The sequence below is a fragment of the Brevibacillus parabrevis genome, from assembly GCF_022701015.1.
Taxonomy (GTDB): Bacteria; Bacillota; Bacilli; order Brevibacillales; family Brevibacillaceae; genus Brevibacillus; species Brevibacillus parabrevis.
On record NZ_CP064090.1, the window covers coordinates 5,714,402 to 5,729,371 of the forward strand.

A 14,970-nucleotide genomic window follows, 5' to 3' on the forward strand; every position below is an offset into this window, starting at 1 on the left:
TATATCACAAATAAGTAATATCGTATAGAAACCTCTTCTTAACACAGGCATGCTCTCTTTTTTATGTAATTTCATCTTTATCAAAAGGCAATTTTTCATCACGCCCAAACGAGACAAAAAAATACCCCGACTATTTACGTCAGGGTATCGTTGTCTCACGCCAAAATCGGCAGCATCAGGTTGAGCAAAAACAGTCCGGCGATCACGTAGAGCAGAGCAGGCACTTCCTGGCGTTTGCCCAGCGCGAGCTTCATCAGCGGGTACGCCACGAAGCCAAAAGCGATTCCGTCGACAATGCTGTAGGACAGCGGAATGATCGCGATGATCAGGAAGGCCGGGAAGCCCTCGGAAAAGTCTTTCAGGTTGATGTTTTGCACATTTTGCAGCATCAACGCCCCGATGATGATCAACACAGGAGCAACGGCGCCATCCGGGATCATTTTCACGACCGGAATCAGGCCGAGCGAGAACAGCAGAAGCGTTCCGGTCACGAGCGTGGTCAAGCCTGTGCGCCCACCTGCGGCGATACCTGCGGCTGTCTCAACCGTAGCGACCGTCGGGCTGGTTCCCATAATCCCCGAGATGGCTGCCGACAAGGCGTTTGCTTGCAAGGAGCGGCGAAACTTTTGCGGCTGGCCGAACATCGCTGTATGCCCGTGCAGCAATCCGATATTTTCAAACACGATCACCATTGCCAGCGAAAAAGTGGCGATCCAGAATGGCAAAGTCCAGATGGCGGAAAACGACATGCCAGCAAAAACTTGCCCGTACTGCGCAAACGAGAAGCTGCCGCCTTCACCCGGCGAAACAACCCCGAGCAAGAAACCCAATCCGGTTCCCGCCGCAATCCCGATCAAAAAATTGCCCGGGACATTGCGCACGAACAAGATCAGCGTAAGCAACAACGTGACCAGCGTCACTACCACGTGCGGGCTGGACAAATCGCCGAGCGCCACGAATGTGGACGGGTTGGTGACGATCAGGCCGCCTTTTTGCAGCCCGATAAAGGTCAAAAACAGACCGATGCCCACGGTAATCGCTTCTTTCAGCGACGTAGGAATCGCATTGGACAAAATCGTCGCCACCCGGGTAAAGGCGATGACGGTAAAAATCAACCCGGAAACGAATACGGCTGCCAGCGCCTCTTGCCAGGACAGCCCCATCGACTGGCAAAGCGTATAAGTGAACAGCGCGTTAATTCCCATACCAGGGACGAGAATAATCGGCGCATTCGCCCAGAAGGCCATCAAGAGCGAGCCGATAAAAGCGGTCAGTACCGTTGCGAGAATGCCCGCTTCCATCGGTATTCCGGCATCCTGCAAAATCGAAGCGTTTACGGCAACAATGTAGACAATGGTGACAAAGCCGATAAATCCGGCGATAAGTTCCCTTTGAAACGTCGTGTCGCAAGCGCGCAAGTGAAAAAGTTTTTCCAGCCACGTACGCACGTATATTTCCCTTCTTTCTTCGTTGTCTTCTCCAACTTTCACGTAAAAAATATGCTATCATAGCGACAACAATATGAAAAATATCAAGAAAATCTGCTTTTCATATCGAAATCATATAGATGACAACAGAAAGAAGGAAGCTACGTGGATATACGGCAGTTGCGCTACTTTATCGCGATCGCGGAAGAAGGGCAGATTACGGGGGCGGCAAAGCGGCTGAACATGGCCCAACCGCCGCTGAGTCAGCAGCTCAAGCAAATGGAGGACGAGCTGGGAGTCGTACTGGTGGAGCGCTCCGGAAAACGGATGGAGTTGACGGAAGCCGGACTCACCCTGTACAGACAGGCGCTGAATATCGTGCACCAAATGGAAGAAGCTTTGTCCGAAGTAAAAGAAACGGGGGAAGGGATTCGCGGGACGCTGTCCATCGGGGTGAGCGCTCTGTCCGCCTATCGCCTGCCGGGGCAAATTCGCCTGTTCCAGCAAAAATATCCGCTCATTACGTATAAAGTCTGGAAAGGCGACACCCAGTTGCTCAATCAATGGCTGGAGCGACGCACGATTGAGGTCGCCATCGTCCGGCTGCCCCACTCGCTCAACAACTGCACCATGATTCCGCTCGAAGAGGAAGCTTTCGTCCTGATCGTCCCGGCAGACTCGCCCTATGCAGATCGCAGCGAGATTCACATGCGTGAAATCGCCCAGTTGCCGCTGATCATGCCAAGCCTTCCCGGGCTGGGCATCTACGATCTGATCGTGAAAGAATTTTCCCGGCTGGGCGTGGAGCCGCACGTCATCTGCGAGTGTCCGGATATCTCGCTGATCGTCAGCATGGTCGCCGCTTCCGTCGGTTCGTCGATCGTCCCGATCTCCGCCTGGGAGACGCATCAGAGCGAACAAATCCGCGGAATCAGGCTCGCGGGAACTTCTATTTACTCGTCCGCGGCTGTCGTCTGGCAATCCGGGCGGCATTTGTCCAAAGCCGCCAAGCGGTTCATTGAGACGTTTTCATAGAGGCTGCCGTATGTCTAATGCCATCTCATTGGAATAATCCCGGAAATCTCGCGGGACGATAAACTATCGCCATATTGCCTGTCCCGGGAGGAACCGTATGACCTTTTTCATTTCTATCGTGATCGTGGTGCTGATCGTCTTGTTCGGCGCTATCTCGCCGGAGCTTTTTGCCAGCGCAGCCGCGCAGGTGCTGAAGATGACCACGACGAACTTTGGCTGGTTTTACTTGATCGTCACATTCGGTTTTCTGATCTTTTGCCTGTTTCTCGCGTTTAGCCGCTATGGACAAATTCCGCTCGGCGGCGATGACGACGAGCCGGAATATTCCTTGCCGACCTGGTTTGCCATGCTGTTTAGTGCCGGAATGGGCATCGGGCTTGTTTTTTGGGGAGTGGCAGAGCCGATCTCGCACTACTTTGCTCCCCCGGCGGGCGTGACCGGACAAACGACCGAAGCCGCCCAGACGGCCTTGCGTTACGCCTTTTTCCACTGGGGCTTGCATCCGTGGGGAATATACGCCGTCATTGCGCTTGCCCTCGCCTACTTTCAGTTCCGCAAAGGGGCAAAAGGCTTGATCTCCTCGACTTTTCTCCCCCTGCTTGGCGACAAAGTAAACGGCCCGATCGGCAAAGGCATTGATGTGCTCGCTGTCATTGCGACTGCTTTTGGCGTTGCCACTTCCCTCGGGCTGGGCACGCTGCAAATTAACGGAGGCTTTACTCACCTGTTCGGCTTGCCTTCCAATTTGTTCGTGCAAATCGCCATTATCGTAGTCATTACCGTGCTGTTTCTCGTGTCCGCAACGACCGGACTGGACAAAGGGATCAAGTACCTCAGCAACACCAACCTGATTTTGGCATTGACCTTGCTTTTCCTCACGCTTGTCCTGGGGCCGACCTCGTTTCTGTTCGATACTTTCACAAGCACCCTTGGCAGCTACTTGAACAACCTTGTCTCCATGAGCCTCAGACTCACCCCGTTCACGCAAGGAACATGGGTGGCGAACTGGACGTTGTTTTACTGGGCCTGGTGGATTGCCTGGGCACCGTTTGTCGGCATGTTCATCGCCCGTGTCTCCAAAGGGCGCACAATCAAAGAGTTCGTCATCTGCGTCATGCTCGTGCCGAGCCTGCTCAGCTTCATCTGGTTTTCCGTGTTTGGGGGAACCGCGCTGCATTTGGAGATTTTTGATCAGGCCCAGATCGGGCAAGCTGTGCAGAACGATATTTCCACTGCCCTGTTTCTCGCTCTGGAGCAGCTTCCCATGGGCTACATCTTGGCCGTAGTCGCAACGCTTTTGGTCATCACCTTTTTTATCACTTCGGCGGACTCGGCTATTTTTGTCCTGGGCATGCTGTCGTCGGACGGCAAGCTGAATCCGTCCAATCGCGTCAAAATTACGTGGGGCATCCTGCAATCGGCCATTGCCGTCGTACTGTTGCTCAGCGGCGGATTGGAAGGGCTGCAAACCGCCTCGATCGTCGCTGCCCTGCCTTTTGCCGTCATCATGGTTTTGATGTGCTACTCCTTGCTAAAAGCGCTCAAAGAAGAAGACCAGCTTGTCAAAAAGCAGCGCAAGGAACAGCAAAGAAAGTTGGAGCGCTTGCTGGAAAAATCGTGAATGGCTCATGAGGAGTCAGCCAGCACAAAAAGCCCGCGTACAGAGCAATCGCTGCGTACACGGGCTTTTCATGGCATCGCAGGCAAAAGTTTTCTCCACCCGCTTTGTTCTTCTGTTTCGCTTTAGTCCCGCTCCGACTGGACTTCTATCCCGTTTCTGCGGAACAAGGCGGCGGTCAAGCCGATGCCCGACACCTTTTTTCCCGAAAATTGGCCGTCGTACACAAACGAACTGCCACAGGACGGACTGTTTTCCTTCAAAATGGCAGAAGTTGCCCCGACAGTTGTCGCCAGCCTGAGCGCCTGCTGTGCTCCCGCCAAAAATTCGGCCGTCACATCGCGGCCTGTGTTGTCGATAATTTTTGCCCGGCCATCCAGCACGTCGTATCCGTCTCCCCCGACAATCTCCGCTGGCGGACGGGGAGTTGGCAGACCACCCAACTGCTCAGGACAGACAGGGATTGCTTTGCCCTCCCTCAGCAGTTGTTCCAGCTCGCTGTCCAGGCACGATTTCTGGTCATAACGGCATTCACACCCGATCAGGCACGCACTGATCACTTTCACAAGCAATCCCTCCCGTTGCGATTCGCTTTTCGTTACAGTTTGCGCAGCTTGACGCTTTGCACCATGTGATCTTGCCCTTTGTTCAAAATGAGCTGCGCCCTGACTCGCGTCGGCAAAATGTTTTGCACCAAATTGGCCCCGTTGATTTCCGTCCAGATGCCTGTCGCCACTTCTGTCGCTTCTTCGTCGGACAAGCTCGCATACCGTCTGAAATACGAGTTCGGATCGGAAAACGCCGTTTGCCGCAGCAGCTTGAAGCGCTCGACGTACCATTCCAAAATGTCTTTTTCTTCTGCATGCACGTAAATCGAATAATCGAAGAAATCGGAGACGATGACTTCGGATATGCGCGGCTCGTCGCCTTTTGGCGGTTGCAGAACATTCAATCCTTCCACAATCAGAATATCCGGCTGGCGAACGGTTTGCCATTCCCCCGGAACGATGTCGTAGACCAGATGGGAGTAAACAGGAGCCTTGACTTCAGGCAACCCTGATTTCACATCGGCCAAAAAATTGATAAAACGGCGCAGGTCGTAGCTCTCCGGGAAGCCTTTGCGCTTCATGATGCCCCGCTCTTCCAGGACGCGGTTCGGGTAGAGGAAGCCGTCTGTCGTGACCAGATCGACCTTGGGATGGTTCGGCCAACGCGACAAGAGCGTCTGCAAAATCCGGGCCGTCGTGCTTTTGCCTACAGCCACACTTCCGGCAATCCCGATAATAAACGGAACCTTGCCGTCCTGATTGCCCAAAAACGTATGCGTAGCCTGATACAGCTCCTGCATGCCGCCGACATACAAGTTCAACAGTCGGGACAACGGCAAATAAATGTCGGCGACCTCGGTCATAGATATATTTTCATTCAGTCCCTGCAAACAGGAGAGCTCTTCATCTGATATGGTTAGCGGTGTGGAAGCACGCAGTGCTCTCCACTGCTCGCGGTTGAAAGTAACGTAGGGTGATGCCATGGGAATGTACATCCTTTCCATCATGAAAGTGCTTTCTTTGTTTCATCACAAAGTAAGTTTACACTAGCATGCCGCTCTTGGGAACAAGAGGGATGTCCCGAAGCAAATCACGGACACTTTCCCCCTGCGAAAATGAGTACATTCCCACAGCAATATCACCTTTCTTGTTTCGCGAAGTCTTTGGCTGGCAAGCTTTGTTTTTCCTCCAATTCCCAGGTTTTCGTTTGCTCCACCCAACGGTAGCGAACAGACTGATCGCTGCCCTTTCCGTCATTGTAAATCACGATTGCGGTAGGATTATGCCTTGCTAAAAATACGGAAGGAAGGCTCCCTTTGTACGGCCTGTTCTCGAAAACTGGTTGCATGGAGAGGCGAGCGATTTGTTTTAACGCCTCTTCCCTCCATCCCAAATCAGCGTAGATACGACCCTGCTTGTCATTGCTGAGGTAAATAAAGGCAGACGGCTCAAGAGAAAAAGACTGGAGCATCGCTGCTTTTTTTTGCGCAAGTTCATAGGCATACTTCACATCTGCCTGAAATTCCAGGTTGTTCGTCAAAAAAAGAATGTTTTGAAAAGCATACACATAAGTTGGCCCACTGGCTCGCAGCGGCAGCCGTTCTGCTTTCAAACGGGCGTTCTGGAACGTATACGTAATATCGTGCGATCGCGTGAAGTCTTCTTTAATCTTGATTTGGTCTGCCTGATAGCCTTCCGGGAACAAAACGACATGAAGCTTCCTGCGCTTGTCTTCTAACAGCAGCGCTTCTTTGGCATCGAGGAAGACACCGTCCAGTGGTGAACGTGACATTTTCTCGATGTTCACCCCTCCATATACCCACAGCAGCTCTTTCATGCTTTCCAGCTGCCTTTGAACGAAATAATCGCTCACTGGAACGCTCTCTTTTTCCTGCGACCAATTTTTGCTGCTCTCCTGGCCAAACTCGCTCGTAACGCCTGCACTTGTCACGGCAATGAGAACCGAGCACGCCAAAATGGCTGCGATCCGGCCTGACCCGCTTTTTTTCCTTCCCTTTACCTGGGCGAAAATGTTTTGTTCGATTTGCTTCAAGTGTTCTGCATCCGCCTTGAATGCCTTCTGCTCGCGCTTTGCCAACAGGCGCAGTCCTTTCTCTATGTCCAATCCTCTCCCTCCTTTAGCAAAAGTGCCTTTAGCTTTTCGCGGACACGATGCAATCGCGTATACACCGCACCAGTCGAGATGCCAAGCACCTCTGCGATCTCTTCCGCGCTAAGCTCTTCAAAATAGCAGAGAATCAGCATTTGTCGATGCCGATAGGGCAGTTTGGATACAGTTGTAACCAATTGACGCCATTCTTCTTTTTGCATGACTTCCTCTTCCAATTCGGTAAACCCCGGAACAAGCGGATCTGCCTGGTAAAACAAATTTCGGAATGACCATGATCGTCGATATCTTTTGCATTCATTGACAGCAATCCGATACAGCCAGGTTTCGACTTTACTATCGCCCCGAAAGTTCGGCAGATGCTGATACGCACGCAAAAACACTTCCTGCGTGATATCTTCCGCAACCAGCCGATCTTGGACCAGCCAACAACACAGGCGATACACGCGATAAAGATGGTCATCAACCAATTGTTCCAACGAGACTTCCGCCGTAGCATGGAGAACCGAGATGGACGATAGCAGCTCTTTATTCCTCAGCTTTCTCGCCTCCTTCTCCTGTTAGATACAACATCTGCTTGTTTCTTACAGCTATTTTGTAAATATTTTCATATAAAAACAAGCTGACACCAAAGGCATCAGCTTGCTTCTGCTTTCGTTTATTTTCCCAAGTACGCCTGCAGCATCCAGACATGCTTTTGCAAGCTTTCACTCATTCCCAAAAACATGTCGCCTGTCGCTTCGTCGTTTGCCGCTTCCGCCGCCGTGATGCCCTCTTCAAGCTCCCCGATCAATGTCGTGAAATCGCTCACGACTGCTTGCACCATCTGATCGGCCGACTCGCCGCCAGCCGCTTCCTTGATGGAAGCTTGCTCGATACAGGACTTCATGGTCGAGACAGGCTTGCCGCCGACAGCGAGAAGTCGTTCAGCCAGGTCGTCCACATACGTCGCGGCTTCGTTGTACAGCTCCTCGAATTTGGCATGGAGCGTGAAGAAATGCGGGCCTTTTACATACCAGTGGAAATGGTGCAGCTTCACATACAACACAGACCAGTTGGCAACCTGCTTATTCAACACATCGGTGACGGGCCGACTCATTGTCATGCTCATGAAAGACGCTCCTCTCTTCACTTTCCTAAAAAAGATATGCGTCTGTATTGTGCCGCCGCTCGCGATATCCTATACCCGTCCCACGGATTCAGCTTCCTCGCTATTTTGCTTGGCGTTGCGCCGCCTGTTTTTGCAAAAAGGTCATGGCGTTACAGGCTTGCATGGCTGCGCCGATCATCAGGCTGCGCTCATCGAGGTCGAAGCGCGGGTGGTGAACGGGATAAACGAGGCCCGCCTGCTCATTGCGCACGCCCAGGTGGTAAAAAGCACTGGGAACATGCTCGGCAAAAAAGGCAAAGTCCTCTACGCCCAGACTGGGCAGCTCATTCACCTTAACCTTGTCGGTTCCCAGCAGTTGCTCGCCGCACTGCTTTACGAGGTCAACCATGGCGCTGTCGTTGATCAAGGAAGTGTAGCCTTCCTCAAACACGACCTCAGCCGCCCCGCCGAGGCTTCGCGCCGCAAGCTCTGCCACCTCGCGCACGCGCTCCTTCACCATCGTCCTGACTTTTTTGTCCAGCGTCCGAATCGTTCCGGTCAGCTTCACTTCCGAAGCGATCACGTTGCTCGCCGTCCCGCCGGAAATCATGCCGAGCGACAGCACCGCCGAGTCGCGCGGATCGACGTTTCGGCTGACAATCGTTTGCAGAGCGGTGATGACGTGGGCGGCGATCACAATCGCGTCTCTTCCGTTGTGCGGATAGGCGCCGTGCCCGTTTTCTCCCCTGACGACGATGTGTACATCGTCAGACGCGGCGTTCATTTGTCCGTATTTGACCGCGATGCTGCCGACGGCAAGCTCCGGGGATACGTGCAAGCCAAAGACGGCGTCCACACGCGGGTTGTCCAGCACGCCTTCGCGAATCATCGGCAACGCCCCGCCTACCGTCTCTTCTGCTGGCTGGAAAAACAGCTTCACGCTGCCTGCCAGTTGATGCTTCTGCGCTACGAGCAGCCGCGCTGCGCCAAGCAAGCATGTCATGTGGGCATCGTGACCGCAGGCATGCATCCGGCCCGCGATCTGGGAGCGGTACTCCACCGCGTTTTCCTCGCAGATCGGCAAGGCATCCATATCGCCGCGAAGCCCGACAACACCACCCGGATGCGCCCCTTCGATTATTCCGACGATACCTGTGCCCGCCACTTTTTCATGCGGAATGCCCAGTTCGTTCAAGTAGGCGCTGATTTTTTCCTGGGTACGGAACTCCTCCATCCCGAACTCGGGATATCGGTGAAAATCGCGGCGAACCTCCGTCAGCCACGGAAGCAGCTCTTGTGCACGTTGCAGCAACGCTTCGTTTAGCCCTGTACTCATACCGTCACACTCTCCTCAATCGCCAACACCCCGTGCGTTGCGTCAAGCGTAGCCTCCACGCCCAAAGGCAGAGCCATGTTGAAAGCGCCGTGCCCGATTTGCACGTTCCAGATGGTCGGCTTCCCGTACGGCACGACAATGTTTTGGAAGACGTCCCACACGGAAAAGCCTTCGCGTTTTTTCGGCTCGCAGTTGGTCCACGTACCGATGACCACGCCCGCGCAATCGTTGAACAGCCCGCCGAGCGCCATCTGTGTCAGCATGCGGTCGATGCGGTACGGCTCCTCGTCGATATCTTCCAAAAACAAGATTTTTCCTCGCGTATCCAGCTGATAAGGCGTGCCCATCAAAGTGGCGATCAAAGCGAGATTGCCGCCGACAATCGGCCCGTACGCTTGCCCTTCTACGAGACAGACAACGTCCTCTCCCGGCGGATTGATGATCGGTCCGAGCGGCTCCGGTCGCGTCATCGCCCGCAGCAAATACTGTTTGGACCAGTCATCCAGCCCGTGTGCAATATCGGAAGTCGCCATCGGGCCGTGCAAAGTCGCAAGCCCGGCCTGCTGCCCAAAAGCGGTGTGCAGCGCTGTAATGTCGCTGTAGCCGACAAACAGCTTCGGATTTTGCGCAATCAGGTCGTAATCGAGCATCGGCAAAATTTGCGGCGCCCCGTATCCGCCACGCATGCACATGATTCCGTCCACTTCATCATCGGCAAACATCGCGTTCAGCTCGCCAGCCCGCTGCAGCGGCGTCCCGGCCAAATACCCGCCGTACGTCTCATAGCACGTTTCCCCGACTTTTACCTTGAAGCCAAGCTCCACAAGCCCGGCAATCGCTTTGTTCAACATTTCTTCCGTAGCCGGACTTGAAGTGGCAACCAGTCCGATCGTATCTCCTGCACGCAACGCTTTTCCTTTGTTCATCCGACCCGTCTCCCTTTTTCGATGGTTGATCCCGTTCACAGCTTCCTGTTGCATGCAACTTGGCACGCTCCGCGTACGCTGCCACTATGCTGTTGATGACTTTCGTAATATTGCAAAAACAATGCCAATACGTTGGCTGCTCGCGATTCGCTCCTCCTCTATTCACCGTTGCATATCGGAGTCGCTAAAAGCGGAAATCATCGGCTCGCGTGCTATTCGCAGCTGAATAGCGTTTATTCACGCGTGAATAGCCATTTTCGCAGCTTCCGGCTCGCTGACGGCTGGCTGATGCCAAGCACTTCCGCTACTTTTGTCGTCGTCTTATGCTGCTCGTAGGCGCGCTCAAGCAATTGCCGCTCCACTTCCTCCATCGCCTCCTGCATCTGCATCACCCGCTCCACTTTGATTCCCCCTGAAGGGCTGCCCTCGTGGCCGTGGATATAGCGCGGAATTTGACTCGGCGTGATGAGGACGTCCGGTGAAGTCACGACAAGCCGCTCCACTACATTTTCCAATTCACGCACATTGCCAGGCCATTCGTACTCCGCAAGAATCCGGTAGCACACATCGGCCAGCCGTCTGTCCAAACAATATTTTTCCGAAAAAACATGGAGAAAGTAATGGACGAGCACCGGAATTTCTTCGCGGCGTTCCCGCAATGGCGGAATCTCCAGCGGCACGACGTGAATCCGGTAGTACAAATCCTCGCGAAATCTGCCCTCTTTGACCATCTGCCGCAAATTTTGATTGGTGGCGGTAATCAGCTTGACGTCGACTTTTCGCGGGACCGCACTGCCGACAGGCGTAATCGTTTTTTCCTGCAACACATTGAGCAGTTTGACTTGCAAAGATAGCGGCATTTCGCCGATTTCATCCAAAAACAGCGTGCCGCCGTTCGCCTTTTCGATCAAGCCTGCTTTGCCGTCCTTGTCCGCTCCGGTAAACGCGCCTTTTTCGTACCCGAACAGCTCGGACTCCAGCAAAGTCTCGGGGATCGCACCACAGTTGATGTGGATAAAAGGCTTCCCTGAGCGCGGACTGCACTCGTGTATGTATTTCGCCAGGACGCCCTTCCCAACGCCTGACTCGCCAAGCAAAATCATCGACGACTCGACCTGCGCCAGCTTTTCTGCCATCGTGGTCACCTGCTCCATCGACTGGCTGCGGTAGATCAGGTTCGTTTTGCTTTTTTTCCTGCTGTTCTCCTTGGTCATCTCGCTTTGCAAAATGCCGCCGACGTACTTCCTCTCGTTCTGCACCTGCTGTAGCTGCTCCTGATCGGTAATATCAAGCGACGTGTTGACGACTCCGCAAAACTCTCCGTTCGCATCCCACAGCGGAGTGCCTTCGACCAGCAATCTGCGGTTGTTGCGCGTCGTCTGAATCGTATGCACCTTTTTTCTGTCGCGAATGACCCGCATCGTGATGGTCGGAGAAAAATAGCCCAAATGATAAAATTCCTCGATAGGCTTCCCGATCATTTCCTGCGGGTCAATCCCGAAAAATTCCTCGTAGCGCCCGGAGCAATACAGTGTCCGTCCCTTTTCGTCGGTGACGTGCACGATATCAAAAAGCGCCCCCAAAATGGCTTCGTAATCGATCATATCCGCTTGCCACCCCCAGTCTCGTGCTCGCTTGCGCCTGCCTCCGCTCGCTTGGGCAATGGCAATGCAAGGGTAAAAACAGAGCCTTGCTCACTGCTGGATGCAAGCACCAGCTCCCCGCCGAGCGCTTTTGCCATCAGACGGGAGTAGGACAGCCCCAATCCCAATCCGCGCACTTTGTCTTTTTTGTTGCTGCCCCGAAAAAAGCGCTCGAAAACGAGCGGCTGCTCCTCAACGGGAATCCCGTTGCCATTGTCTTTTACATCGATGCACACCGCGTGCTCTGTCTCGTACATCACCAATTGGATGTTCCCGCGCGCGCCTGCTTTGCCTACTGCCTGTCTTGCGTTGTTCAACAAATTCGTCAAGATTTGCTGAACGCGGCCAGAGTCAACAAACAGCAGCAGTTGCTTTTCCGGGACGACGATCTCAAACACGATTCCTTCCAGCTCCTGGACGATTCGCCATTGCGAAGCAATTTCTTTGACCAGCTTGCTGATGTTTTGCTCTTCTTGCTGGACTGTAATGGCTCCGACCGCAAACGAGTTGAAATCGAGCAAGTCTTCGACCATTTTTTGCAGACGCTTTGTTTCACGCAGGCAAATCTCCAGAAATTCTTTCTGCTCGGCTCCCGAAACGACCTCGTCGTTAACCGCCTGCACCAATCCGCTAATCGAAGTGACGGGAGTCTTCAACTCGTGGGTCACACCTGCCAACAGCTCCGTGCGCATGCTTTCCAGTTGACGAAGCCGATCCGCCATCTCCTTGAAAGTATACACCAGCTCGTGAATTTCCCGCTCCTTGATCGGCTTCGTAATCGTCACATCGTAGTTGCCCTCCACGATTTTGCGCGCAGACAGCACGACATTTTGAATCGGCTCAGACAACCTTCTGGAATGGAAGTAGATGACGGCCCAACCGAGCACGCCGAGACTGCCGAGCATGATGACCAAATACTGTAGCTGCTCCCTGCCGATCTTGATGTCTGTTTCCGGAAACAGCAAAATGACCTTCCCGATTACGCCGTCATTATATTCCAAATTTTTCCTGATGACGTACAGCGTATCTCCTGTCGGCTGCCGAATTTTGTCTGCCTCGTCTGCTTGCTGGAGCAAACCGGGAAGCACCTTCTGAATTTCGGGAGGGAGCATGCCCATCCCCGGTCGGCTGTAGATCACTTCGCCCTGCTTGTCTTTGATGAACAAAACGAGGTTGCGATCCACCCCCATAAATTTTCGCCGATTGTCCAGCGTCTGATGAAGCTTGCCGCCTACCAAAATGTTGCCATCGTCGTCTACGACCCGATCCGCTACTTCTTCGGCGAACAGCTTGGTCACTTCAATCTGCTTCTCCACGGCGGCGTATTTGATCCAGTAGGCGGAAACCGCTCCGACGATGAGCAGTCCTACTACCAACGTCAGCAGGTAGCGCGTCGTCCAGTAGCGCAGCAGCGAGACAGGCTCGTTTTTTTTAGTAAACACAGAACTGATACCCCACCCCTCGGAGCGTCTTGATCTCGCCTTCTTGGGCAGGCCAGTTCTCCAATGTTTTTCTCACTCGCTTGATAGCGAGGTCCACAGCGCGATCGCTGCCTGCAAAGTCGATTCCCCACACTTGATCTATCAATTGTTCCCGCGTGAACGTCTGATTCGGATTTTGGGCCAAAAACAGCAGCAGCGACAGATCGCGAGGATGAAACACCAGCTCCAGTCCATGCAAGGTTACGTGGTGAGACTGGAAGTTGATTCTCAGACTGCCGAAAAAACGCGTCTCCTGATCTTTTACCAAAATCGCCGACCGCCGCAGCACAGCATTGACCCGCGCCACTACTTCCTCAGCGACAAACGGTTTCGTTATATAGTCATCGGCTCCCTGGTTCAGCCCTTTCAGCTTTTGATCGGTCTGCCCCAGCGCAGTCAAAATGATCACGGGACAGGCGCTCTTTTCGCGAATATACTGTAAAATCTCCCAGCCGCTTCGCTCCGGAAGCATGACATCCAAAAGAACGAGATCCGGCTTTTTCTCGTCAAAAAGCCGAATGGCGGCGATTCCATCGTCAGCTTGCCAGACCTGATGGCCTTCCTTTTGCAGGTACGCCTTCAAAACGCGCGAGATTACCAGTTCATCTTCTACCAACAAAATGCTTTTCATAGGCTCCCTTTTCTCCCATTCGCGATTGCTCGCATGGTTCCTCTCTTTCCAATACGTACTCCTAATACTATCAGTTTACCTCTTTCTTTTTATATTTGGATTTGCGGTTTTTGGAAAATAGGAAAAAAGCCTTGCCCCATTTTTCGGGAAGCAAGGCTTTTCTTTAGAAAAGATTAGTTGATAACATCGTCTTCGAAGCTGATTTCTTCATCGCTGGCATCGCCATCAAAGTCGTATTCCGTTTTGTCGTTGTTGCTGGAGTCTACGATTTCGCCTGTTACGTCAGCGTCTTCAAACTCATCCCAAATGTCTTCGATGACATTTTCCACGAGGTCTTCGAAGTCCGATTGATCCAGTTCATCCTCGTACTCATCGAAGTCAAGCGCGATTTCTACGTCGATGTCATCCTCGTCGCCGCTCAGGGTGATATCCCATTCAACGCCACGGAAATCTCCGTAGTCGTCATTCAGGGCATCCTCCAGATCGTCCATACGGTCATCTACATCGTCGTCATCGTCTTTGTTTTTCGCATCGTCCAAATCGTCTTCCAGATCAGAGATTTGTTGGTTCAGCGTGTCGATCTTGCTTTGCAAGGTGCGAATCTGGGCGTCACGCGCGGACAACTCGGCTGCATGCTGCGCATCTGCCTGATCTTTTACCGTGATGGTGTAGGACGTGCCATTCCACTCGACTTCCTTGTTGAACACGCCTGCCATCATGCGAAGCGGGATGTAAGTGGTTCCGTTTACGATAAATGGTTCGATCGTAGTCGGAACAGTAGCACCATTATACAAGACCTTGATATTGTTGTACTTTGCCTGCAAGTTTTTTGTTCCAGTCGCTGCCTGAGAGCCAGTCGGCAGCAAGCTCGTCGCAAGAACCACCGCTGAGAAAACTGCTAGATACTGTTTTTTGAACATGAAAAGTCCTCCTTCTCCCGGTTGTCTTTTTCCTATCATGTCGCTATGTACATAACTTACTTTACCTATTGATCGTGTCGAGAGTATGTCAACATCGCATTTTTTCCTTGCCAAATTCCGGAGACATCCTGTTTCGCACCTCCAAGTTTATTCCATCGGACAAAAAAAAGAACCCGCTGAGCGCAGG

Annotated in this window: 14 protein-coding genes; 2 read left to right on the forward strand and 12 right to left on the reverse strand. The window is 53.0% G+C overall.

Going from position 1 to position 14,970, the window contains the following annotated elements:
* Positions 1-155 precede the first annotated feature (155 nt).
* A complete protein-coding gene (locus IRJ17_RS26170) occupies positions 156-1,448 on the reverse strand; it encodes an NCS2 family permease (RefSeq protein WP_122962833.1) in 1,293 nt (430 codons plus the stop codon).
* Between the two features lie 144 nt (positions 1,449-1,592).
* Here IRJ17_RS26170 and IRJ17_RS26175 point away from each other — a divergent pair, with 144 nt between their 5' ends.
* Both IRJ17_RS26175 and IRJ17_RS26180 read left to right on the forward strand, forming a co-directional pair.
* Positions 1,593-2,462: a LysR family transcriptional regulator gene (locus tag IRJ17_RS26175; RefSeq protein WP_122962832.1), complete on the forward strand. Its 870-nt coding sequence runs from the start codon at positions 1,593-1,595 to the stop codon at positions 2,460-2,462.
* Between the two features lie 97 nt (positions 2,463-2,559).
* The gene (locus IRJ17_RS26180) at positions 2,560-4,083 is read left to right on the forward strand and encodes a glycine betaine uptake BCCT transporter (RefSeq protein ID WP_242772399.1); all 1,524 of its coding nucleotides are present in this window, start codon (positions 2,560-2,562) and stop codon (positions 4,081-4,083) included.
* A gap of 122 nt (positions 4,084-4,205) precedes the next feature.
* Here IRJ17_RS26180 and IRJ17_RS26185 read toward each other — a convergent pair whose 3' ends face one another.
* The 11 genes from IRJ17_RS26185 to IRJ17_RS26235 all read right to left on the reverse strand — a co-directional run bounded on the left by IRJ17_RS26185 (position 4,206) and on the right by IRJ17_RS26235 (position 14,783).
* Positions 4,206-4,646 carry a 2-thiouracil desulfurase family protein gene (locus tag IRJ17_RS26185; RefSeq protein WP_122962830.1) on the reverse strand — a complete coding sequence of 147 codons (441 nt, stop codon included), beginning with the start codon at positions 4,644-4,646 and terminating at the stop codon, positions 4,206-4,208.
* Between the two features lie 32 nt (positions 4,647-4,678).
* Positions 4,679-5,611 (reverse strand): type I pantothenate kinase, encoded by a 933-nt coding sequence (coaA, locus tag IRJ17_RS26190; protein WP_229049841.1) that lies wholly within the window; start codon positions 5,609-5,611, stop codon positions 4,679-4,681.
* Between the two features lie 155 nt (positions 5,612-5,766).
* Positions 5,767-6,753 (reverse strand): hypothetical protein, encoded by a 987-nt coding sequence (locus IRJ17_RS26195; RefSeq protein WP_242772402.1) that lies wholly within the window; start codon positions 6,751-6,753, stop codon positions 5,767-5,769.
* Entirely contained in the window at positions 6,744-7,235 is a 492-nt protein-coding gene (locus tag IRJ17_RS26200) for an RNA polymerase sigma factor (protein WP_242772405.1), read from the reverse strand. Before IRJ17_RS26200 ends, IRJ17_RS26195 begins: the two co-directional genes overlap by 10 nt.
* Positions 7,236-7,414: 179 nt before the next feature.
* A complete protein-coding gene (locus IRJ17_RS26205) occupies positions 7,415-7,867 on the reverse strand; it encodes a Dps family protein (RefSeq protein WP_122962828.1) in 453 nt (150 codons plus the stop codon).
* Positions 7,868-7,967: 100 nt separating this feature from the next.
* Complete coding sequence (locus IRJ17_RS26210) at positions 7,968-9,182, reverse strand: M20 metallopeptidase family protein (RefSeq protein WP_242772407.1); 1,215 nt, start codon at positions 9,180-9,182, stop codon at positions 7,968-7,970.
* The gene (locus IRJ17_RS26215; RefSeq protein ID WP_173596055.1) at positions 9,179-10,108 is read right to left on the reverse strand and encodes a S66 peptidase family protein; all 930 of its coding nucleotides are present in this window, start codon (positions 10,106-10,108) and stop codon (positions 9,179-9,181) included. Before IRJ17_RS26215 ends, IRJ17_RS26210 begins: the two co-directional genes overlap by 4 nt.
* 233 nt (positions 10,109-10,341) lie before the next feature.
* Complete coding sequence (locus IRJ17_RS26220; protein ID WP_173596054.1) at positions 10,342-11,712, reverse strand: sigma-54 interaction domain-containing protein; 1,371 nt, start codon at positions 11,710-11,712, stop codon at positions 10,342-10,344.
* Complete coding sequence (locus IRJ17_RS26225) at positions 11,709-13,193, reverse strand: HAMP domain-containing sensor histidine kinase (RefSeq protein WP_242772409.1); 1,485 nt, start codon at positions 13,191-13,193, stop codon at positions 11,709-11,711. Before IRJ17_RS26225 ends, IRJ17_RS26220 begins: the two co-directional genes overlap by 4 nt.
* Entirely contained in the window at positions 13,183-13,863 is a 681-nt protein-coding gene (locus IRJ17_RS26230; RefSeq protein ID WP_122962823.1) for a response regulator transcription factor, read from the reverse strand. Before IRJ17_RS26230 ends, IRJ17_RS26225 begins: the two co-directional genes overlap by 11 nt.
* Positions 13,864-14,036: 173 nt before the next feature.
* Positions 14,037-14,783 carry a stalk domain-containing protein gene (locus IRJ17_RS26235; protein WP_122962822.1) on the reverse strand — a complete coding sequence of 249 codons (747 nt, stop codon included), beginning with the start codon at positions 14,781-14,783 and terminating at the stop codon, positions 14,037-14,039.
* Between the last annotated feature and the right edge of the window lie 187 nt (positions 14,784-14,970).